Source organism: Variovorax sp. GW458-11-26-14-LB1 (assembly GCF_059423965.1).
On record NZ_JBWKYW010000039.1, the window covers coordinates 1 to 21257 of the forward strand.

The following is a 21257-nucleotide window of genomic DNA, read 5'->3' on the forward strand; positions in this document are numbered from 1 at the left end:
CCACCGGCACCGCCCGCGCCGCCGGCCCCTCCCGCACCGCCGCCGTCGCCCCCGGCGCCGCCCGCCGTGCAGCTGCCGTCGAGCAATGCCGACTACCTGCAGAACCCGAAGGCGGTCTACCCCGCCATGAGCAAGCGGCTCGGCGAGCAGGGCAAGGTGATCGTGCGCGTGCTCGTGGGCGCCGACGGCCTGCCCAAGAGCGCTGAGGTCAAGAAGTCCAGCGGCTTCGACCGCCTCGACGAGGCCGCCGTCGAATACATCATGAAATGCCGGTTCGTGCCCGGCAAGGTCAACGGCGTGGTGCAGGCCATGTCTTACGACGCCCCCGTCAACTACGTCCTGAACTAATTTTTCTCTGGAGCAACTTCGTATGGATTCCCAATTTGGCTTGATGAACGTCTGGAATCAGGGCGACTTCGTCACCAAGGCTGTCGCGGTTCTGTTGATCGGCATGTCCCTCGCATCGTGGATCGTGATCATCGTGAAGGCGCTCGACGTCATCAAATACAAGCGCCTGGCCAAGCACTCGCAGGACTTCTGGCACAGCGAAGACTTCGCCACCGCCCTGAACAAGCTGGGCACCGACGACAGCAACCCCTTCCGCGCCCTGGCGCTCGAGGGCCGCGAAGCCGCCGCCCACCACCGCAACACCAAGGCGCACCTGCATGACGCGCTCGACGTGAGCGACTGGATCACGCGCGCCCTGCGCAACGGCATCGACGCCTTCACGGCGCGCCTGCAGACCGGCCTGGCCATCCTCGCTTCGGTGGGTTCGACGGCGCCGTTCATCGGCCTGTTCGGCACGGTCTGGGGCATCTACCACGCGCTGATGAGCATCGGCTCGGCTGGCCAGGCGACCATCGACAAGGTGGCCGGCCCGATCGGCGAAGCACTGATCATGACGGCCCTGGGTCTGGCAGTCGCCATTCCCGCGGTGCTGGGCTACAACGCCCTGGTGCGCGGCAACAAGTTCGTGCTGACCAAGCTCAACAGCTTCGCCCACGACCTGCACGCCTACTTCGTGACCGGCGCCCGCGTGCAAAGCGGCAGCGGCGAAGCCGTCGTGGTTCCGCTCAAGAAGGGCTGAGCAGCATCATGGCTTTCGGAACGCAAGACGAACCCGATGAGGTGATGAACGAGATCAACATGACGCCGCTGGTCGACGTCATGCTGGTGCTCCTGATCATCTTCATCATCACCGTGCCGGTCATGAAGCACGCGGTCAACATCGACCTGCCCCGCGCCAGCAGCGAGCCTGAGCAGCCCAAGCCGCAGAACATCCTGTTCAGCGTCACGGCCGACGGCGCCTACTACTGGAACGAACAGAAGATCGACGACAGCGAGCTGCCGAACCGCCTGGCCGCCGAAGCCGCCAAGGAACCGCAGCCCGAGCTGCACATCCGCGGCGACAAGGCCGTGCGCTACGAGCGCGTGGCCAAGGCCATGGCCGAGGCACGCGAAGCCGGCGTGCGCAAGATCGGCTTCATCACCGAGCCCGACACGAAGTGATCTGAACGAGTGAGGAAATGATCGAAAAAAAGTTGATCGCGACGATTGACTTTATATTGAGAATCATTATCATTCACTCATCGCTTCCATAAAGGGAACTCCAGATGCCAGCCACCCCGAATGCCTTTTCTGTCCTGAACCACCCTTCGCTCGACCAATCGGGTGGCGGTCATGCATCGATCCAGGCAGCGCGTCCGGCGCCGATGGTCGAAAGCACGGAGCTTCTGAAAGGAAGCAAGACCGTGGGCATCATGCACAACGGCTCGCTCTACCGGCTTCAGGCCACCAAACTCGGCAAGCTGATCCTGACCAAGTAGGTCGTTCAGCCCGCCCCTCGCGCAAGTTTCATCGTGGGGCGACTCGAGGAGATTCATCTCCGAAGGGTCGTTTTTTGCTAGCCAACGGTTCGCCGACTAGCCAAGCTTTTTTTCACGCTGAAGCCCCGAAAAAGAAAACGCCGACCATCTGGTCGGCGTTTTGCTTTGGGCGAATGAAAAGGCTTACAGGTCGAGCGCGGCGATGCCGGCCTTGGCGATCTGCGCATCTTCGTTCGACTTCACGCCGCTCACGCCCACGGCGCCGATAACGTGGCCGTCCTTCACGATCGGCACGCCGCCTTCGAGCAGGCCTTCCACCAGGGGCGCCGTCAGGAACGCGGTGCGGCCGCCGTTGATGATGTCTTCATAGACCTTGCTCTCGCGACGGCCCATGGCGGCGGTGTGCGCCTTGGCGGGAGCGATGTGCGAGGACAGCGCGGCGGCACCGTCCAGGCGCTGCAGCCAGAGCAGGTTGCCGGCGTCGTCGGAGATGGCGATGGTCACGGCCCAGTTGTTCTTCAGGGCCTCGGCTTCCGCTGCAGCGGCGATGGCCTTGACGTCGGCGAGTTCGAGGAATGATTTGGTCTTCATGGATAAGCTCAGGTTGCGTCGAAACCCGACAGCATAACGGCGGGGCGCCGCAGCGTCCCGCGGGGGCTTAAGAACAACGGGCATACGGTCTTTGCAAGGCCCCCTCTTGCAGCCCCCTAGAATGCGCCCAACTGCGTGTCATTGCATGCAGCAACCTCAGGAGCTTCGGCCATGAACGACCGTGTGACCACCCTCGACACTTCCACCGGCTACGGCCAGACACTGCCGCAGGCCGAACGCCAGCGCGTGCTGCGCAATACCTACTGGCTGCTGGCGCTGAGCCTGCTGCCCACCGTGCTGGGCGCCTGGATCGGCGTGAGCACCGGCATCACCCGCTCGCTCACCGGCGGACTCGGCCTGATCGTCTTCCTCGGCGGCGCCTTCGGCTTCATGTTCGCGATCGAGAAGACCAAGAACTCCGCCGCCGGCGTGCCGGTGCTGCTGGGCTTCACCTTCTTCATGGGTCTGATGCTGTCGCGCCTGCTGGCGATGGTGCTGGGCTTCAAGAACGGCCCCGAACTGATCATGACGGCCTTCGGCGGCACCGCCGGCGTGTTCTTCGTGATGGCTTCGCTGGCCACGGTCATCAAGCGCGACCTGTCGGGCATGGGCAAGTTCCTGTTCGTCGGCGCCCTGGTGCTGATGCTCGGCGCCGTCATCAACGTCTTCGTGGGCTCGAGCACCGGCATGCTGGTGATCTCGGTGGCGGCCATCGGCATCTTCTCGGCCTACATGCTCTATGACCTGAAGCAGATCATGGACGGCGGCGAAACCAACTACATCAGCGCCACGCTGGCCCTGTACCTGGACATGTTCAACGTGTTCCAGAGCCTGCTGGCCCTGCTGGGCATCTTCGGCGGCGAGCGCGACTGAGCGGCTTGCTCCGACCCTAAGAAAAAAGGCCCCGAGGGGCCTTTTTTCATTCCAGCTCGAAGACCGCGATCGACTCGACGTGCGCGGTGTGCGGGAACATGTTCACCACCCCCGCGAAGGTGCAGCGGTAGCCCGCCTGGTGCACCAGCAGGCCGGCGTCGCGCGCCAGCGTCGACGGGTTGCAGCTCACGTAGACGATGCGCTTGGGCGGCGTCCAGCCACCAGTGCGCAATTCAGGCTGCTGGTGCAGGTCGGCCATGGCCTTGGCCAGCGCGAAGGCACCTTCGCGCGGCGGATCGACCAGCCACTTGTCGGCGCTGCCGTCGGCCACCAGCATCTCGGGCGTCATGTCGAACAGGTTGCGCGCCACGAACCGGGTGGCCGAGAGCGCACGCCGCTCGGGCGTTGCAGGCTGGTTTCTCTGGAAGTTGTCGGTGGCGCGTGCCACCAGCGTGTCGCTGCCCTCGATGCCCAGCACCTCGCGCGCCTGGCTCGCCAGCGGCAGCGTGAAGTTGCCCAGGCCGCAGAACCAGTCGATCACGCGCTCCTCGGGCTGCACGTCGAGCAGGCGCAGCGCCTTGCCGACCAGCGCGCGGTTGATGTGCGGGTTGACCTGGGTGAAATCGGTGGGCTTGAACGGCATCGTCACACCGAACGCGGGCAGGCGGTAGGCCAGCGGCGTACCGCCCTCTTCCAGCAGCTTCACGGTGTCCGGGCCCTTGGCCTGCAGCCACCATTGAACGCCCTCGTTCTCGGCCGTGAACGCCTTGAGCCGCCCGATGTCGGCGCCCGACAGCGGCTCCAGGTGACGCAGCACCAGGGCGATGGTGCCCAGCGCGGTGGAGTCCGGCGCGTCGCCGCAGGCCAGCTCAATCTGCGGGCAGGTGTCGCGTGCATCCATGGAACCGATCAGCGCGCGCAGCGGCATCAGCATGGCGCTGACCTGCTTGGGCAGCACGGGGCAGACCTGCATGTCGGCCAGGTAGCGGCTCTTGCGCTCGTGGAAGCCGATCAGCACCGTGCCCTTCTTGACCACATGGCGCACCGACAGGCGCGCGCGGTAGCGGTAGTGCCAGGCCGGGCCTTCGAGCGGACGCAGCAGGTTCTCGGGCTTGACCTTGCCCAGGTGCCAGAGGTTGTCTTCCAGTGCACGCTGCTTCACGGCCACCTGGGCGGCGGCGTCCAGGTGCTGCATCTTGCAGCCGCCGCACGCACCCGTGTGCAGGCCGAAGTGCGGGCAACCCGGGCGCACGCGCTGCGAGGATTCGCGGCGGATCTGCGTGACCGTGCCCTGCTCCCAGTTGTTCTTGCGGCGGTGGACGTTGAACTGCACCTCCTCGAAGGGCAATGCGCCTTCGATGAACACGACCATGCCGTCGGACTTGTGGGAGACGCCTTGCGCGTCCAGGTCGAGCGACTCGACCTGGAGCCATTCATCGGCGGGGCTCGCGGGGACTTTCTTTTCTTCGATGGATTCCGTCATCCCCCGATTGTCTCAGCGTGGCCGGGGCGGTCCCGGCGCGACGGGTTACCTTCTTTTCTTTACACCGCTAGAACAGCGCGTCACGGCCGACGCCGGAGCGCGCCAGCTGCTTGCGCATCTTGGCCAGGGCCTCGTTCTGGATCTGCCGCACGCGCTCGCGCGTCAGGCCCAGCCGCACGCTCAGCACCTCGAGCGTCTCGGGCTCCCGGTCGTGCAGGCCGTAGCGGCCTTCGAGCACCTCGCGCTCCCGCGCATTGAGGGCCTGCACCCACTGGTCGAGCAGGCGCTCCACCTCGTGCGTGTGCGTCACGCCGGCAGGGTTGCCCTGCTCGTCGTCGGAGGCCACGGTGTCGGCCAGCGTGAAGCCTTCTTCGCCGCGCGCGTCGCCCGCATCGAGCGAACGCGGCGCCTCGGCCAGCGCCAGCAGGTCGGCCACCGCCTGCACCTCGCGGCCGAGCAGCGCGGCCACGTCCTCGACGCGCACGCCGTCCGGCCGGCTCGCGAGGAACTCCGCGTCGCCCTCGAGCGTACGACGCGCCCGCAGGACCTGCTGCAGTTCGCGCACAACATGCACCGGCAGGCGGATCGCCCGCGACTGCGTGATAACGGCGCGCTCGACCGATTGGCGGATCCACCAGGTCGCATATGTAGAGAAGCGAAATCCGCGTTCGGGCTCGAACTTCGTGATGGCATGCATCAGCCCGAGGTTGCCTTCCTCGATGAGGTCGGACAGCGGCATGCCGCGCCCCAGGTAGTTCTTGGCGATGTTGACCACGAGCCGCAGGTTGTGCTCGATCATCGACTGCCGCGCCGCGAAATCGCCGGCGCGTGCGGCGCAGGCGGTGGCATATTCCTCGGCGGGAGTGAAGAGTCCGGTGCGCCGGACCTGGCGCAGGTAGATAGTCAGGGCATCGGCGCCCTCGCCGCCCATGACCTCGGCGGCGGTGCCGTGGGGCGGGGCCGATGCTGCTGAGGGAGTCGACGGGTCCGCTGCGGGGTCGTCGGGAAGAGAGTCCGTGCTCAGCGGCTCGTCGCCGCTGTCCTGATGACCATTGCGGCCACCGTTGCTTCGAGGTGAAGGGCTGCCCTGCCCCGCCAGCCCACGCACGGGCAGTGTGCGAAGAGGGCGGGAGGCAGCCATGGCATCACCGGTTGGGCAGATAGCGCGACGGGTCGACGGGCTTGCCCTGGCGGCGGATCTCGAAATGCAGCTTCACGCGATCAGCGTCACTGTTGCCCATTTCGGCGATCTTCTGGCCCTTCTGAACCGACTGGTCTTCCTTCACGAGCAGCGTCTGGTTGTGCGCATACGCCGTGAGGTAGGTGTTGTTGTGCTTCAGGATGATCAGGTTGCCGTAGCCGCGCAGGCCGGCACCGGCGTAGACCACACGGCCGTCGGCCGCGGCGAGCACGGGGTCGCCGGCCTTGCCGCTGATGTCGTAGCCCTTGTTCTTGGCTTCGTCGAAACCGGCGATCAGCGAACCGCTGGCAGGCCAGATCCAGCCCAGGTCGTCGTCACCCGAACTGCTCGGGCCCGAAGGCGAGGCCGTGACCGGCGGCTTGGTGGTGCCGCTCGCGCCGCTGGCCGGCACGGCCGGCGTGACGGACGCCTGCGGGGCCACCGGCTTGGTCGTCGCCTCGGTGGCCGCGGCAGGCGCAGAGGTGGACGGTGCCGTGGCAGCCGCCGTGCTCCCACCGGTGGGCGGAATCACGCGCAACACCTGGCCGACTTCGATCAGGTCGGGGTTGTCGAGGTTGTTCCAGCGCACGATGTCCTGCCAGCGCTGGCCCGTTTCGCTGCCGATGCGGCGGATGGAGTCACCGGGGCGCACGGCGTAGTAGCCGGGCTTGCCGTAGTTCTCGATACCGGGGAGCGGTTTGCCGGACGCGTCGGTCGTGATGGGAGGACCGCCGGGCGTCGTTGCCCCGGGTGCGCGCGTCATGGTGCCCCGGTCTTCGACCGGTGCGGGACCGCGCGGTGCGGAGCAGCCCGCGATCACGAGCACAACAGCCAACGTGATGCCTGCGAACAAACTCCGATTGCCAAAACCCTGCATTTGTTATTCCTTCAAGCGATGCCCGATTTTAGGGGGACAAAGTGAACCGCCTCAAGAATGCGCCGCTCGAGCCCACGGGGGGTCTTGTCGATCACGACGAGGGCCTGTCCACCAGTGGCGGAATGGGTCGGCGCGACGATGCGCCCGCCCACCGCGAGCTGCGCGATCCAGGCCTCGGGCACGGCCTCGCCGCCTGCCGCGGCGATGATGCCCGCGTACGGCGCGCCCTTCGCGTAGCCGATCATGCCGTCGCCCAACATCAGGTGGACGGTGGCCAGGCGGAAGTGCCGCAGATTGGTGCGCGCGCGCTCGTGCAGTCCGCGCAGGCGTTCGATGCTGTAGACCTCGGTCGCCACTTCGTTCAGCACCGCGGCCTGGTAGCCGCAGCCGGTGCCGATCTCGAGCACGCGGCCCAGCCGTTCTTGCGGCTTGCCGACCAGCGCCGGCGCACCCAGCAGCAGCTCGATCATGCGGGCCACCACGTTGGGCTTGGAAATGGTCTGCCCCAGCCCGATCGGCAGGCTGGTGTCTTCATACGCCTGGTTGACCAGCGCGCTGTCGACGAAACGGTGCCGCTCGACGGTCCCCATGGCGCGCAGTACGCGCGCATCGGTGATGCCCTGCGCCGCGAGCTTTTGCACCATGCGCGCCCGCACGGCATCGGACGCCATCGAAGGCGTGGACGGGACCATCGGCTTGACCGGCACGGCGGGCATGCGCCCGCGCGTGGCGGCCGAAGCGGTGGGGGTCAGTCGAACCGGGAAACTGGGCCGTGGAGGGGTCGCCATGTCGTCAATTGCCGAGACGGGCGACCGTCTCGCGCCATTGGCCCAGGTTGGCGTGGTCGGTCAGGTCGATCTGCAAGGGCGTCAGCGCGATGTGGCCGGCCGCGGTCGCGTGGAAGTCGGTGCCCTCCCCGCTGTCCTTGGCGCTGCCTGCACCGGCGATCCAGTACATGGTTTCGCCGCGCGGGCTGTCCTGCGTGATCACCTTTTCGGCCGCGTGGCGGCGCCCGAGCCGGCACACCTTGACCGGTTTCAGTTCGTCGAACGGGCGGTTCGGCACGTTCACGTTGAGCAGGAAGGCGGGGCCGCCGAGCATCTTTTCGCGCTCGATCTGCTGCACCAGTCGGCGCGCCACCTGGGCCGCCGCATCCACGTGCGCCCAGCCCTTTTCGATCTGCGAGAAGGCGATGGCCGGGATGCCGAACAGGTAGGCCTCCATCGCCGCGCCCACGGTGCCTGAATAGATGGTGTCGTCGCCCATGTTGGCGCCGTTGTTGATGCCCGAGACCACCAGGTCGGGGCGGTAGTCGAGCAGGCCCTTGAGCGCGATGTGCACGCAATCGGCCGGCGTGCCCGTCACATAGCGGAAACCGTTGTGCGCCTTGTGCACGTACAGCGGCGCGGCCAGCGTGAGTGCGTTCGACTTGGCGCTGTTGTTGTGCTCGGGTGCCACCACCTCGACGTCGGCGATGTCCTTGAGTGCGTCGTGCAACGCGACGATGCCCGGCGCCTGAAAGCCATCGTCATTGGAAATAAGTATCTTCATGGTGCTTCTGGGTGCAGCGGATTGTAGGTGCGGGGTGCGTCGCAGCAGGGACAACGCCGCACCACAGCGCCGCCTATCATCGCCCCGAATTCATTGCCCACACGACTCATTCGAAGGAGACCCCGAGCATGCACGCATGGCTATGCGAAAACCCCACCGGCGTCGACGCGCTGACCTGGAAAGAACTGCCCACCCCCACGCCGGGCCCGGGCCAGGTGCTGATCGAGATCAAGGCGGCCAGCCTGAATTTCCCCGACCTGCTGATCGTGCAGAACAAGTACCAGATGAAGCCGCCGCTGCCCTTCGTTCCCGGATCGGAATATGCGGGCGTGATCCAGGCGGTGGGCGAAGGCGTCACACACCTCAAGGTCGGGCAGAACGTGGCGTGCCTGTCGGGCACAGGCGGCTTCGGCACCCACACGCTGGCGCCCGCCGCGCTGTGCATGCCGCTGCCCGAAGGTTTCGGCCACGTGGATGCTGCCGCTTTCATCATGATCTACGCCACCTCGTGGCACGCACTGATGGACCGCGCGCAGCTCAAGGCCGGCGAAACCGTGCTGGTGCTCGGCGCGGCCGGCGGCGTGGGCACCGCGGCCATCCAGATCGCCAAGGCGGCGGGTGCCAAAGTGATCGCGGCAGCCTCGACCGACGAAAAGTGCGAACTGTGCCACTCGATCGGCGCCGACGCGACCATCAATTACACGACGCACGCGCTGCCCAATGGTTTCCGCGATGCCATCAAAGCCGCGACCGACGGCAAAGGCCCTGATGTGATTTACGACCCCGTGGGCGGCGATTTCGCAGAACCGGCATTCCGCTCGATTGGCTGGCGTGGTCGCTATTTGGTGGTCGGTTTTGCATCGGGCCCGATCCCGTCGCTGCCATTGAATCTCACGCTGCTCAAAGGCGCGTCGCTCGTGGGCGTGTTCTGGGGCGATTTCGCCAAGCGCGAACCCAAGGCCAATGCACAGATGATGGCCGAATTGGCCCAGTGGTACGGCCAGGGAAAAATCAAGCCGGTGATCGACAGCACGATGCCGATGGCCGAATTGAAGGCCGCCTATGCGCACATGGGATCGCGCGGCGTCAAGGGAAAACTGGTGATGGTGAACTGATCGCACGCGCGCACATCGCTGTGTGCGCCATCCAATAAAAAAGCCCGCCGAAGCGGGCTTTTTTATTGGGCGAATGTCCAACTGATTCGGCAGGCAATCACTTGATCTCGTAATCGGAGAGCGACTTGCCGGCTGCCAGGGCTTCCGTGACCCAGCGCGGCTTGCGGCCACGGCCACCGGACCAGGTTTCGCCCGTCGGGCCGCGGTATTTGGCGGCGGCCTTGGCGGCTGCAGGACCTGCGCTGCGCTTGGTTGCAGCAGCACGGCCACCACCCAGCTTCAGATCGGAAGCGGTCAAACCGTATTCCGCAATCTTCCTGCGCACTTCTTCGATCACGCCGGCCCGTTCCTGGTTACGCAGGTCTTCGGCCTGCTTGCGCAATTGCGCAATCTGCTCGTCGTGCTTCTGGATCTGGGAATTGATATCGGCGAGTGACGAAGCCATTGTTGGACTCCTGTTGTGAATTGAAAACGGCTGAATTCTAATTCAAACCACTTTTGCCACAAGCGCCTTTTCAGCAGAAAAATGCAGGCGCATTGGCGGAATGCAACAATCCGCAACACATGCGCACCATTTTGGGTACTTTCAAAATCGCGGGTAGCGGGGAAAGAATGCGGCGTGCAACCAGGCGCTTGAAGCGACGGCGAAGCCAGAAATGACAACGCCGGGCAAGCCCGGCGTTGGAATCCCTTGGGTGCTATTAAGAAATAGCGCTGGGACTGAATTTTTTGGGGTGGCTGATGGGACTCGAACCCACGACGACCAGAATCACAATCTGGGACTCTACCAACTGAGCTACAGCCACCGTAGAGCCTCTGATTGTAGCGTTAAAAATCGCGGCTTTCGATCCCGCGATCACCAAAGACGCCGAAATGCCACACCGACATGCAGCCCAGCGCCTCCAGAGACCCTCAGCGATGGCCTGCCGCCACACATGCGCCCTGCCCCATGGGCATAACTTCGCAGTCGCCCATTCGATGTGCCTGGACGACGCTGAGCCGCGAATGGCTCCGCTATCATGAATGCGAGCGGCCCGACCGGACCCGGCTTTCGCCACTTCACTTCATCAAAGGAACTTCTTCATGAGCATCGTCTGGACTATCCTGATCGGGTTCGTCGTGGGTCTCGTGGCGCGGGCCGTCAAGCCGGGCAACGATTCCGCCGGCTTCATCGTGACCACGCTGATCGGCATTGCAGGTTCGCTGGGCGTGACCTACCTCGGCCAGGCAATGGGCTGGTACACCGCCGGCCAGGGCGCCGGCTTCATCGCCTCCGTGCTGGGCGCGATCGTGCTCCTGATTCTCTACGGCCTCATCAAGCGCAAGAGCTGATGCCCCTGACGCCGTGCCGCGCAACGCGGCCGGCGGTTCTTCCGGCTGCCTGGGCCCCACACTTCTTCAGCCAGCCTCGCGAGGCCTTCCCGCCGATGCCCCGCAAACCACGCGCCCGTCACCACGTCTATGTGGTCGAACTCGACGACCGCGTCTGGAACAACGGCCGCTTCCGGCGCGCCAACCCCGACTACCAGCTCGGCAAGCCCTTCGTCTATGTCGGCATGACCGGCCTGGACCCCGACATCCGCTTCGACAAGCACAAGGCCGGCATCCAGGCCAACCGCTTCGTGCAGGAGTTCGGCCTGCGACTGCTGCCCGCGCTCTACGAACGCTACAACCCGATGCCGTATGACGATGCACGGCTGATGGAGGTCGACCTGGGCATCGCCCTGCGCCGCGCCGGCTATGGCGTCTGGCAGGCCTGACGCCGTTCAGGAGTAGGTGACCCAGTCCTCGTACGCCGGGCCGTCGAGGTGCGGCAAGGTGTTGTAGGTCACGAGCATGTGCCGCTTCGGCGTGAAGGCGAATTCGGTCACCGAGCTGTTGCGGATGCGCAGGTTGAGTTCGATGGTCGTCTCGGCGCTCGTGCCGAGCACATGGCCGACCGCGGTGCTGATCGGCCCGCCGCTCGACACCACCAGCACCTTTGCGCCGTGGTGTCGTTCGCGCACATGGTCGAGCGCCGTGGTCACACCGGCCAGGAAGTCGACATAGCTCGGCATGCCGACTGGCGCCGTGCGCCCCTGCATCCATGCACCCAACCCATCGCGCAGCAGGCGGAAGTGATGGCGGTACATCTCGGGTGAATCAGGCTTCTCGAGCTTGCCCTGGTGCACCGTGGCAATGACGGCCTCGCTGTCGTATTCGTTGAGCCCCGGCCAGGGCAGCACGTCGTCGCGCGACAGCCCGAGCCCCTGCGCGATGCCTTCCCAGGTCTGTTTATGGCGCTTCAGGGTGCCGGTGATGACGGCATCGAAACGCATGCCGCGTTCGCGCCAGTACTCGCCCAGGCGCACGGACTGCCGGTGTCCGAGTTCACTCAGGTTGTCATAGTCGGCAGCACCGAAGCTGGCCTGCCCGTGGCGCACGAGGTAAAGGGTTCCCATGCGCCGGATTCTGGCAAGAAGCGCGACACGCGCTTGTCCCTCGTGCGACCAAAAAAAAAGCCCGGGTCGTCGAACCCGGGCTTGTGGCGAGCAGCAGTTGCCCGTCTGTCTCAGCGCGCCGCGGCAGCGGTCGGCAGCGTGTCGGCCGGCTTCGGCACGAGGATCTCCACCTTGAAGCGTTGCTTCAGCAGCTCGTAGTAGGCAGCGGCTTCGGCGGCAGTCACCGACTGGGCGATCTGCATGCTTTCCTGCTGCGCCTGTTCGGCCGTCGGCGGCGTGCGCGGCACGACCTTGGTCACGCGGACCACGGCATAGCCTTGCGTGCCCAGGTCCACGCCGAGCAGCGCGGGCAGTTTGGCGCCGTCGGCACGCAGTGCGGCGTCGATCACCGGTGCGGGCTGCGACTGCGCATCGATGCGCGACACCGTGACCGGCGCGCCGAAGGTGGCGCCGTCGGCCTTCACCTTCCAGGCGGCGAGCTTGGCTTCGCCCTCGGTCTTGGCCAGTGCTGCGGCGCGCTCGGTGATGAGCTGTGCGCGGATCTTGTCCTTCACCTCGGCCAGCGGAATCGGATGCGCGGCCGTGTACTGCGTCACGCGGCCCGATGCGAGCTGGTTCGGACCGACTTCGATAGCTTCGGTGTTCTGCTTGCGGTCGAGCGAGTCGGAGGCATACAGCGCCTGCAGGAAGTTGCGGCTGGCGAGCGGGCCGGTGGCGCCCGGTGCGGGCGTGCGCGGCACGTTGGTCGCAGTCTGGATCGTGAGCTTCAGCTTCTCGGCGGCCGGCTTGAGGCTCTCGGGCTGCTGGTACACGGTGTCCGTGAAAATTTCCGCAGCCTTCGCGAATTCCTGCGTGGCTTGTTGGGCGCGCACTTCGTTCTCGATGGTCGCGCGCACCTTCTCGAAAGGCGGCACCACGGCCGGCTTGATGTCGGTCAGCTGGATGATGTGATAGCCGAACTCGGTCTCGACGAGGTCGCTGATGTCGCCCTTCTTGAGCGCGAACATCGCATCTTCGAACGGCTTGACCATCGCGCCGCGCGTGACGAAGTCAAGGTCGCCGCCCTTCTCGGCCGAGCCAGGGTCCTGCGAGTTCTTGCGTGCCACGTCGGCGAAGGTGGCCGGTGCCTTCTTCACATCGGCCAGCAGCTGCTCGGCCTTGGCCTTCGCCTTGGCGCGGTCGCCGCTGGACATGCTGGCCGGCGCGGTGATCAGGATGTGGCTTGCACGGCGTTCTTCCTTGGTGCCGAAGCGCGCGGTGTTCTGTTCGTAGTAGGTCTTGAGGTCGGCTTCGTTCGCGACGATGTTCTTCTTCGCGGCTTCGAGGTCGAGCACGAGGTACTCGATGCTGGCCTGCTCCGGCGCCTGGAACTGCGACGTGTGGTCCTTGTAGTAGGTCTCGATGTCGGCATCGCTGACCGTGACCTTCGAGGCGAAGCTCTCGGGCGCGAAGCGCGCGACCTGGATTTCACGGCGGTCGTAGAAGGCATTCACCGTGGCCGCGGTCAGTGCGGCCGGTGCGAAACTCGTGCCCGTCACGCCCAGCAGCACCTGCTGCGAGGCCATGTCGGCGCGCACCGATGCTTCGTACTGCTCGGGCGTGCGGCCGGTGGCGCGCAGGAAGGCTTCGCGGTCGAACTTGCCGTCGGCCGTGCGGAACGCAGCCAGGCCGGCGTCCTGCGCGAACATGCGCGTAAGACGGTCTTCGGACACCGACATGTTGGTCTTGACCGCCGCAGCCGCCAGCACGCGATCGCGCACCATGCGTTCCAGCGTGGCGTAGCGCAGCGCGTCGGAGTCGAGCAGCGTCGGATCGACGTTGGGCGACTGCTGACGGATGCGATCGGTCTCGACGCGGTGCTGCTGGTCCCACTCGGGCTTGGTGATGTCGTGACCCTGGATGCGGGCCACCTTCTCGTCGCCGCCCATGCCCTGGTAGCGCTCGACACCAAAGAAGACAAACGAGGGAATGATCAGCAAGAACAAGAAAATCATCACGACTTTGTTGTACTTGCGGAAGGTATCAAACATGCTTGAACACTCTTTTTCGACGGGCGCCGGACGGCAATAAAAAAGGCGAACCGGTGTTCGCCTTTGCATCGGGTGGTGGTGGGTGCTGAGGGGCTCGAACCCCCGACCTACGCCTTGTAAGGGCGCCGCTCTACCAACTGAGCTAAGCACCCCACCTGGAATACTCTCCGAGTCTACAGCCTCAGTTCAGCGCGTCTTTGAGCGCCTTGCCGGGACGGAACTTCGGGATCTTGGCTGCCTTGATTTTAATCGCGTCGCCGGTGCGGGGATTCCGGCCGGTGCGGGCTGCGCGTTTGCCGACTGCGAAAGTGCCGAAACCGACGAGCGACACGGAACCGCCCTTCTTGAGCGTGGTACGAATGGCGCCAATGGTGGATTCGAGCGCACGGGTCGCTGCGGCTTTGGAAATATCGGCGTTCTTTGCGATGTGCTCAATCAGTTCGGTCTTGTTCACAAGGGCCCCTTGTCGAAAAAAAGTTGGTCGGCTTTCGTCAGCTGCGACCTGGCCGCGACGGGAGCGACTCAAGAACATGGCAGGCCTGACGCCTCGGCAGCGCACTGCCAGCGAGGATTACAACCACTGGTCTGCGGGGTGTCAATAAGACACAACGCACTGCAGCCCAGCGGAGCGCGCGATTTTAGGGGCGTTTCGCGACGTACTTTTCAAAGGGCCTCGGCAATTGCCTTTCCGAGGTCGGCCGTGCCCGCCCGACCGCCGATGTCCGGCGTGCGCGGTGCGCCGCTTTGGGGCGCGAGCACCTTCTCGATGGTCGCCAGGATCGCGTCGTGCGCGTCCTTGTGGCCGAGAAACTCCAGCATCATCGCGCCGCACCAGATCTGGCCGATCGGGTTGGCGATGCCCTGGCCGGCGATGTCCGGCGCCGAGCCGTGCACCGGCTCGAACAGCGAGGGCGTGGTGCGCTCGGGGTTGAGGTTGGCGCTGGGCGCGATGCCGATCGTGCCGGTGCAGGCCGGGCCCAGGTCCGACAAGATGTCGCCGAACAGGTTGCTCGCCACCACCACATCGAAGAAGTCGGGCCGCTGCACGAAGTGCGCCGTGAGGATGTCGATGTGGAACTTGTCCAGCGTGATGCCCGGGTAGCCCTTGGCCATTTCCACCACGCGTTCGTCCCAGTACGGCATGGTGATCGAGATGCCGTTCGACTTGGTGGCGCTGGTCAGGTGCTTCTTCGGCCGCGACTGCGCGAGCTCGAACGCGAACTTCAGCACGCGGTCGACACCCACGCGCGACATCACGGTTTCCTGCACCACGATCTCGCGCGGCGTGCCCTGGTACATGCGCCCACCGATGCTCGAATACTCGCCCTCGGTGTTCTCGCGCACGATGTACATGTCGATCTCGCCGGGCGCGCGCGGCGTGCCGTCGCGGCGCACCACGGGCGCGACGATGCCGGGCATCAGGCGCGCGGGACGCAGGTTGATGTACTGGTCGAACTCGCGGCGGAACATGAGCAGCGAGCCCCACAGCGACACGTGGTCGGGAATCTTCTCGGGCCAGCCGACCGCGCCGAAAAAGATGGCGTCGTGGCCGCCGATCTGGTCCTTCCAGTTGTCGGGCAGCATCTGGCCGTGCTTCTCGTAATAGTCCCAGCTCGAGAAGTCGAAGTGGTCGAACTTCAGGTCGATGCCGAATTTGCGCGCCGCCGCATCGAGCACGCGCAGCCCCTCGGGCATGACTTCCTTGCCGATGCCGTCGCCGGCGATGACTGCGATTCTGTGGGTGCTCATGAAGTGGCTCCTGGGTGTTCAGGGGAAACGAAAAAATTCAGCGCCTCGGCCAGCAAGGCGTCGGGGGCTTCTTCGGGGATGTAGTGGCCGCAGGGCAGCGCGCGGCCCGACACGTCGTCGGCCCGTTCGCGCCACAGCGAAAGCACATCGAACGCGCGCCCCACCGCCCCGTGTTCGCCCCACAGCACGCGCAGCGGCTGCGCGAGGCGGCGGCCGGTGGCGATGTCGGCGCGGTCGTGCACGAGGTCGATGGTGGCGGAGGCGCGGTAGTCCTCGCAGATGGATTCGGCCGTGCCCGGGATGGCGATGCAGCGTTCGTACTCGGCCAGCACCTCGGGCGCGAACGGCGCGAGCCCCGCATGCCGCCCGCCCATCACGCTGCGCACGTAGCGCACCGGGTCGGACGCAATCAGCGCCTCGGGCAGCGGCGGCGGCTGGATCAGGAAGAACCAGTGCCAATAAGCTTTGGCAAAAGCTTCGGAGGTGCCTTCGTACATGGCCAGCGTCGGCGCGATATCGAGCAGCAGCATGCGCTCGACCGCGCCGGGATGGTCGGTCGCGAGCCGATGCGCCACACGCGCGCCGCGGTCGTGCGCGAGCACGACGAAGCGTTCGAAGCCATGGTGATGCATGGCGGCCAGCGCGTCGCGCGCCATCTCCCGCTTGCTGTAGACCGCGTGCTCGGCGTCGGCCGCCGGACGGCCCGAGTCGCCGTAGCCGCGCAGGTCCACGGCCACCACCGTGAAGCGCTCGGCCAGCGCGGGTGCCACGCGGTGCCACATCGCATGCGTCTGCGGATGGCCGTGCAACAGCAGCAAGGGAGCGCCCTGCCCGCCGATGCGACCGTGGATGCGCACGCCATCGCGGGCGATGTCGAAGCGGGGAAAGTCGAGGAAGGAAGCCGTCACGCCGCGATTGTGCGTTGCACCCCGGCGGTCATCAAGCAACAATCAGCCAATTCATACTTTCCACTTTGGCATGAATCCCCACGCAATGGAACGCGGCGATCTCGAACTGGTGCTGGCCATCCGCGACCAGCGCAGCCTGGCCGGCGCGGCCGCCACGCTCGACGTGGTGCCCTCGGTCATCACCAAGCGGCTCGGCGCGCTGGAGGCCCGGCTCGGGCAGCGGCTGTTCGACCGCACGACGCGGCGGCTCAGCGTCACGGCCGAAGGCGAGGCCGTGTGCCTGCATGCGCGCACGCTGCTCGAAGGCTTCGCGGCGCTCGAAAGCGAACTCGGCGAACGGCAGAACGCGCTGATCGGCACGGTCCGCCTCGCGGCCACCTTCGGCTTTGGCCGGCACTGGCTCGGCCCGGCACTCGCCGACTTCCAGGCGCAGCACCCCGGCCTGCAGGTCGAGCTGCTGCTGACCGAGCAGCTGCCCGACCTCGGCGCCGAAGGCTACGACGGCGCGGTCTGGCTGTGGGCGGTGCAGCAGCACCGCGCCGCCGACTGGACCACGCGCCGCATCGCGCGCAACCAGCGCGTGCTGGCCGCCTCGCCCGATTACCTGGCACGCCGAGGCACACCGGCCACGGTGGAAGCGCTGGCCACGCACGACTGCCTGATCGCGCGCGAGAACGGCGACGCCGCGCAGTCGCGCCAGTTCGCGCTCTGGACGCTGCGCCACGCGCGCGACGGCAGCACGGCGCGCGTGCGGGTGCAAGGTCCGCTCACGAGCAATTCAGGAGAAATGGTGCGCGACTGGTGCCTCGCGGGCCACGGTGTCATGCTGCGCAGCCTCTGGGACATCGCACCGCAGCTCGCAAGCGGTGAACTGGTGCGCGTGCTGCCGCTGTACAGCATGCCCGACGCCGATATCCACTGGGTCGCGCCGTGGCGACCGAAGACGCCGCGCCGCGTGCGCCTGCTGGTCGATCACCTCGTCGAGCAGTTCCGTTCGGAGCCCTGGAAGCCGGCCAAGCCGGCCGGGCGCTGAAAAAGAGAAAGCGCCGTCAGCGCTCCGCGCGCACCACGAGGCTCACGCCGACAGCCGTCAGCCCGATGCCCAGCACCGTGGTCCAGGTGATCGGTTCGGCGAACAGCAGCCAGGCCATCAGCGCCGTGCACGGCGGCACGAGGTACAGCAGGCTGGTGACGGCGGTGGCCGTGCCGCGCTGGATCAACATATAGAGCAGCGAACTGCCGCCCAGCGACAGCGCCAGCACCGACCACGCCATCGCGCCGATCGAATGCGTGTTCCATTCGATGGCCTGCGCCTCGAGCGCGGCGAAAGGCAGGGTCACGAGCAGCGCGGCGGCCATCTGCACCGCGCTGGCGCTGCGCACGTCGCAAGGCGCGACGAAGCGCTTCTGGTACAGCGTGCCCGCCGTGATCGACAGCAGCGCCATCACGGCCAGCCCCATCGTCAGCGCGTTGACCTCGGCGCCCTGCCCCAGCTTGCGCGACACCACCAAGACCAGCCCGGCGAAACCCAGCGCAAGCCCGGTCCACTGCCGTCCCGAAATGCGCCCGCCGTTGAAGGACAGCCACACCGCCGTGAGCACCGGCTGGATGCCGACCAACAGCGCGACAAGCCCCGCGCCCATGCCCGCATGCACCGCCGCCCAGACGCCGCCCAGGTAGCCGGCCTGCATCAGCACACCCGTGACCGCCAGGTGCCCCCATTGCGCGCGCTTCGCCGGCCACGCCACGCGCGCGAGCATGACCCACACGCCGAAGCAGGCGAGCGACAGCGCATAGCGCACGGCGAGGAACTTGAGGGGCGGCGCATAGGGCATGCCATAGCGCGCAACGATGAAACCCGTGCTCCAGATCAGCACGAAGACCGCCGGCATCACCCGCAGCCAGCCTGCGTTGCGGACCGAGACGGCCGCGGTCATTTGGAGTGGGCCCGGATCTCGGGAATGGCCTTTTGCAGGTAATAGACCATCGACCAAACGGTGAGCACCGCCGAGATCCAGATCAGCCACTGGCCCCAGAGGCCGGTGTCGATCACCTTGAAGAGGTGCCCGTCATAGAGCAGGAAGGGAATCGCGACCATCTGCACGGTCGTCTTGACCTTGCCGATCATGTGGACCGCCACGCTCTTGCCGGCGCCGATGCGCGCCATCCATTCGCGCAGCGCCGAGATTGCGATCTCGCGGCCGATGATGATGAGCGCCACGAACACGTCGGCGCGCTGCAGATGCACCAGCACCAGCAGCGCGGCGCAGACGAGAAACTTGTCGGCCACCGGATCGAGGAAGGCGCCGAAGGAAGAGGTCTGGTTGAGCTTGCGCGCCAGGTAGCCGTCGAGCCAGTCGGTGGCGGCGAACACGATGAACATGACCGTGGCGATCAGGTTGCGCGTCGGTTCGCTGATCGGCAGGTAGAAAACGCCGACGATCAACGGAATCGCGACGATGCGCGTCCAGGTCATGATGGTCGGTAGGGTCCAGAACATGCGGGCGATTGTGTCATGCACGCGTGAAGCGCCGGAAGGACGGGGGCAATCCCGGCTTCAACGCAGCGCGCGATAGATTTCCTCGGCCAGTTCGGTGGCAATGCCTTCGACCGAGGCGAGGTCTTCGACGCTCGCCGCCGCCACGCCGCGGATGCCACCGAAACGCTGCAGCAGGCGCGCCCGGCGCTTCGGGCCGATGCCCGGAATGTCTTCGAGCTGGCTGCCGCCCACGCGCACCTTGGCGCGCTTGGCCCGCATGCCGGTGATGGCGAAGCGGTGCGCCTCGTCGCGGATCTGGGCCACCAGCATCAGGGCGGCCGAATCCTTGCCGAGGTAGACCTTCTCGCGGCCGTCGGCGAACACCAGTTCTTCGAGCCCGACCTTGCGGCCCTCGCCCTTCTCGACGCCGACGATCAGCGACAGCGGCAGGCCCAGTTCGCTGAACACCTCGCGCGCCATCGACACCTGGCCCTTGCCGCCATCGACCAGCACCAGGTCGGGCATGCGCGCGGCCGGCGTCCGGGGCGGCGGCGCCTCGACGCCCTCGGCCCCTTCGCTCTCGGCATCGCCCGGCGCCAGCGCCTGCGTCTCGGCCGCGAGCGCCTCGGCCAGCTTGCCGTAGCGGCGGTGCAGCACCTGGCGCATGGCGGCGTAGTCGTCACCGGGCGTGATGCCCTCGATGTTGTAGCGGCGGTACTCGCGGTTCTGCATCGTGTGGTGCGCGAACACCACGCACGAGGCCTGCGTGGCCTCGCCCGCCGTGTGCGAGATGTCGAAGCACTCGACGCGGAAGTTCTCCAGGTCGTCCGAGGCCAGCTCGAGCGCATCGGCCAGCGCACGGGTGCGCGCCTGCTGCGAGCCCTCTTCGGCCAGCAGCCGCGCCAACTGCAGGCCCGCATTCGTCTCGGCCATCTCGAGCCAGTGGCGGCGCTGCTCGTGCGGCTGGAATACGGCCGTGACGCGCGCGCCGGCCTGCTGCGAAATCGCCTCGATGAGCGCGCGGCTCACCTGCCGGCCCAGCACCAGCGTGGCGGGCACCGGCACGTCGATGTAGTGCTGGGCGATGAAGGCTTCGAGCACCTGCACCTCGATCGGGTCGGCGACCACCGGGTCAGCGCCGTCTTCGGCGTCGAGCTCGCCGTGGTGGATCTGCGCCGCGTCGTCCACGTGCACCGGAAAGTACGCGCGGTCGCCCAGGTGGCGCCCGCCGCGCACCATCGCGAGGTTGACGCAGGCCTTGCCGCCCTGCACCTTGACCGCGAGGATGTCGACGTCCTTGTCGGACACCACCTCGATCGACTGCTGATGCAGCACGCGCGAGATGGCTGACATCTGGTTGCGCAGCTCGGCCGCCTGCTCGAACTCGAGCTTCTCGGCGTGCGCCGTCATGCGTTGCTCCAGCGTGGAGAGCACGCCCTGCGTGTCGCCGAGCAGGAAGGCCTCGGCGCTGGCCACGTCCTGCGCGTAGGCCTCGGGCGAAATGAGGTCCACGCAGGGGCCGCTGCAGCGCTTGATCTGGTACAGCAGGCAGGGCCGCGTGCGGTTGGCGTACACCGTGTCCTCGCAGGTGCGCAGGCGGAACACCTTCTGCAGCAGCTGGATCGATTCCTTCACCGCCCACGCGCTCGGATACGGACCGAAGTAGCGGTGCTTCTTGTCGACCGCGCCGCGGTAGTAGGCCAGCCGCGGAAACCCGTGCGAGGCGATCTTCAGGTAGGGGTAGCTCTTGTCGTCGCGAAACAGGATGTTGTAGCGCGGCTTGAGCGTCTTGATCAGGTTGTTCTCGAGCAGCAGCGCCTCGGCCTCGGAGCGCACCACCGTGGTCTCCATGCGCACGATCTTCGAGATCATGTGGCCGATGCGGGTGCCCCCGTGGCTCTTCTGGAAGTAGTTGGCAACCCGCTTCTTGAGGTTGCGCGCCTTGCCCACATACAGCACGGCGCCGGCCGCGTCGAAATAGCGGTAGACACCCGGCAACTGCGGCAGGGCCGCGACTTCGCTGAGCAATTGATCGGAATGCACGTCGGACATGACGGCTATTGTGGCGCGCGGCGTGAGGGCCGGCTGGGCCCGACGCAAAGGCGACACGGACAGGAACGGAATGTGCTCAAGATCGCAGCGGGCGCCGGGGAG

24 protein-coding genes and 2 tRNA genes are annotated in these 21257 nt (G+C 66.3%); 9 read left to right on the forward strand and 17 right to left on the reverse strand.

Annotation, left to right across the window (positions count from 1 at the left end):
* The 4 genes from AC07YS_RS22600 to hemP all read left to right on the forward strand — a co-directional run.
* Positions 1-348 (forward strand): energy transducer TonB (locus tag AC07YS_RS22600; protein ID WP_495275470.1); only part of this gene is annotated, 348 nt, incomplete at its 5' end.
* Positions 349-370: 22 nt separating this feature from the next.
* Entirely contained in the window at positions 371-1087 is a 717-nt protein-coding gene (locus AC07YS_RS22605) for a MotA/TolQ/ExbB proton channel family protein (RefSeq protein WP_062479023.1), read from the forward strand.
* 8 nt (positions 1088-1095) lie between these two features.
* The gene (locus AC07YS_RS22610) at positions 1096-1509 is read left to right on the forward strand and encodes an ExbD/TolR family protein (RefSeq protein WP_062479026.1); all 414 of its coding nucleotides are present in this window, start codon (positions 1096-1098) and stop codon (positions 1507-1509) included.
* 104 nt (positions 1510-1613) lie between these two features.
* Positions 1614-1826, forward strand: a complete 213-nt coding sequence (gene hemP / locus AC07YS_RS22615) for a hemin uptake protein HemP (protein ID WP_062479029.1) — start codon at positions 1614-1616, stop codon at positions 1824-1826.
* A 183-nt stretch (positions 1827-2009) separates the two neighbouring features.
* On the opposite strand, the gene AC07YS_RS22620 is transcribed toward hemP, so the two are convergent.
* Positions 2010-2417, reverse strand: a complete 408-nt coding sequence (locus AC07YS_RS22620) for a GlcG/HbpS family heme-binding protein (RefSeq protein WP_495269742.1) — start codon at positions 2415-2417, stop codon at positions 2010-2012.
* Positions 2418-2588: 171 nt separating this feature from the next.
* Between AC07YS_RS22620 and AC07YS_RS22625 the strand changes: the two genes are divergently transcribed.
* Positions 2589-3290, forward strand: a complete 702-nt coding sequence (locus AC07YS_RS22625) for a Bax inhibitor-1/YccA family protein (RefSeq protein ID WP_062479032.1) — start codon at positions 2589-2591, stop codon at positions 3288-3290.
* A gap of 46 nt (positions 3291-3336) precedes the next feature.
* On the opposite strand, the gene rlmD is transcribed toward AC07YS_RS22625, so the two are convergent.
* The 5 genes from rlmD to surE form a co-directional block, all read right to left on the reverse strand.
* Positions 3337-4773 (reverse strand): 23S rRNA (uracil(1939)-C(5))-methyltransferase RlmD, encoded by a 1437-nt coding sequence (gene rlmD, locus AC07YS_RS22630; RefSeq protein ID WP_495269741.1) that lies wholly within the window; start codon positions 4771-4773, stop codon positions 3337-3339.
* A 67-nt stretch (positions 4774-4840) separates the two neighbouring features.
* The gene (locus tag AC07YS_RS22635; RefSeq protein ID WP_495269740.1) at positions 4841-5914 is read right to left on the reverse strand and encodes a sigma-70 family RNA polymerase sigma factor; all 1074 of its coding nucleotides are present in this window, start codon (positions 5912-5914) and stop codon (positions 4841-4843) included.
* Positions 5915-5918: 4 nt separating this feature from the next.
* A complete protein-coding gene (locus AC07YS_RS22640; protein ID WP_495269739.1) occupies positions 5919-6830 on the reverse strand; it encodes a peptidoglycan DD-metalloendopeptidase family protein in 912 nt (303 codons plus the stop codon).
* Between the two features lie 11 nt (positions 6831-6841).
* The gene (locus AC07YS_RS22645) at positions 6842-7618 is read right to left on the reverse strand and encodes a protein-L-isoaspartate(D-aspartate) O-methyltransferase (RefSeq protein WP_062479039.1); all 777 of its coding nucleotides are present in this window, start codon (positions 7616-7618) and stop codon (positions 6842-6844) included.
* A 4-nt stretch (positions 7619-7622) separates the two neighbouring features.
* The gene (gene surE / locus AC07YS_RS22650) at positions 7623-8381 is read right to left on the reverse strand and encodes a 5'/3'-nucleotidase SurE (RefSeq protein WP_062479041.1); all 759 of its coding nucleotides are present in this window, start codon (positions 8379-8381) and stop codon (positions 7623-7625) included.
* A gap of 128 nt (positions 8382-8509) precedes the next feature.
* On the opposite strand from surE, the gene AC07YS_RS22655 reads away from it, so the two are divergent.
* Positions 8510-9496, forward strand: a complete 987-nt coding sequence (locus AC07YS_RS22655) for an NADPH:quinone oxidoreductase family protein (RefSeq protein WP_495269743.1) — start codon at positions 8510-8512, stop codon at positions 9494-9496.
* Positions 9497-9593: 97 nt separating this feature from the next.
* Here AC07YS_RS22655 and AC07YS_RS22660 read toward each other — a convergent pair whose 3' ends face one another.
* Positions 9594-9941 carry an H-NS histone family protein gene (locus AC07YS_RS22660; protein ID WP_056583066.1) on the reverse strand — a complete coding sequence of 116 codons (348 nt, stop codon included), beginning with the start codon at positions 9939-9941 and terminating at the stop codon, positions 9594-9596.
* 285 nt (positions 9942-10226) lie between these two features.
* Positions 10227-10302 (reverse strand) — tRNA-His (locus AC07YS_RS22665).
* 277 nt (positions 10303-10579) lie between these two features.
* On the opposite strand from AC07YS_RS22665, the gene AC07YS_RS22670 reads away from it, so the two are divergent.
* Positions 10580-10828: a GlsB/YeaQ/YmgE family stress response membrane protein gene (locus tag AC07YS_RS22670; protein WP_062479046.1), complete on the forward strand. Its 249-nt coding sequence runs from the start codon at positions 10580-10582 to the stop codon at positions 10826-10828.
* Positions 10829-10923: 95 nt separating this feature from the next.
* A complete protein-coding gene (locus tag AC07YS_RS22675; protein ID WP_095744681.1) occupies positions 10924-11256 on the forward strand; it encodes a hypothetical protein in 333 nt (110 codons plus the stop codon).
* Between the two features lie 6 nt (positions 11257-11262).
* On the opposite strand, the gene AC07YS_RS22680 is transcribed toward AC07YS_RS22675, so the two are convergent.
* The 6 genes from AC07YS_RS22680 to AC07YS_RS22705 all read right to left on the reverse strand — a co-directional run bounded on the left by AC07YS_RS22680 (position 11263) and on the right by AC07YS_RS22705 (position 16624).
* The gene (locus tag AC07YS_RS22680; RefSeq protein ID WP_095744680.1) at positions 11263-11937 is read right to left on the reverse strand and encodes a histidine phosphatase family protein; all 675 of its coding nucleotides are present in this window, start codon (positions 11935-11937) and stop codon (positions 11263-11265) included.
* Between the two features lie 110 nt (positions 11938-12047).
* The gene (locus AC07YS_RS22685) at positions 12048-13967 is read right to left on the reverse strand and encodes a SurA N-terminal domain-containing protein (RefSeq protein ID WP_495266484.1); all 1920 of its coding nucleotides are present in this window, start codon (positions 13965-13967) and stop codon (positions 12048-12050) included.
* A 76-nt stretch (positions 13968-14043) separates the two neighbouring features.
* Positions 14044-14119, reverse strand: a tRNA-Val gene (locus tag AC07YS_RS22690).
* A 29-nt stretch (positions 14120-14148) separates the two neighbouring features.
* Positions 14149-14421: an HU family DNA-binding protein gene (locus tag AC07YS_RS22695; protein ID WP_007830705.1), complete on the reverse strand. Its 273-nt coding sequence runs from the start codon at positions 14419-14421 to the stop codon at positions 14149-14151.
* Between the two features lie 209 nt (positions 14422-14630).
* Positions 14631-15716: a tartrate dehydrogenase gene (locus AC07YS_RS22700; protein WP_062479058.1), complete on the reverse strand. Its 1086-nt coding sequence runs from the start codon at positions 15714-15716 to the stop codon at positions 14631-14633.
* Entirely contained in the window at positions 15713-16624 is a 912-nt protein-coding gene (locus tag AC07YS_RS22705; protein ID WP_495269738.1) for an alpha/beta fold hydrolase, read from the reverse strand. The genes AC07YS_RS22700 and AC07YS_RS22705 overlap by 4 nt, the downstream gene beginning before the upstream one ends.
* A 70-nt stretch (positions 16625-16694) precedes the next feature.
* Between AC07YS_RS22705 and AC07YS_RS22710 the strand changes: the two genes are divergently transcribed.
* Positions 16695-17657 (forward strand): LysR substrate-binding domain-containing protein, encoded by a 963-nt coding sequence (locus AC07YS_RS22710; RefSeq protein WP_495269737.1) that lies wholly within the window; start codon positions 16695-16697, stop codon positions 17655-17657.
* Between the two features lie 16 nt (positions 17658-17673).
* On the opposite strand, the gene AC07YS_RS22715 is transcribed toward AC07YS_RS22710, so the two are convergent.
* From AC07YS_RS22715 to uvrC, 3 genes are read right to left on the reverse strand one after another with little or no spacing between them, the layout of a single operon-like run.
* The gene (locus AC07YS_RS22715; RefSeq protein ID WP_495269736.1) at positions 17674-18561 is read right to left on the reverse strand and encodes a DMT family transporter; all 888 of its coding nucleotides are present in this window, start codon (positions 18559-18561) and stop codon (positions 17674-17676) included.
* Positions 18558-19124 (reverse strand): CDP-diacylglycerol--glycerol-3-phosphate 3-phosphatidyltransferase, encoded by a 567-nt coding sequence (gene pgsA, locus AC07YS_RS22720; RefSeq protein ID WP_062479069.1) that lies wholly within the window; start codon positions 19122-19124, stop codon positions 18558-18560. The genes AC07YS_RS22715 and pgsA overlap by 4 nt, the downstream gene beginning before the upstream one ends.
* A 57-nt stretch (positions 19125-19181) precedes the next feature.
* Positions 19182-21155, reverse strand: coding sequence for an excinuclease ABC subunit UvrC (gene uvrC / locus AC07YS_RS22725; protein ID WP_495269735.1), 1974 nt, complete (start codon positions 21153-21155; stop codon positions 19182-19184).
* Between the last annotated feature and the right edge of the window lie 102 nt (positions 21156-21257).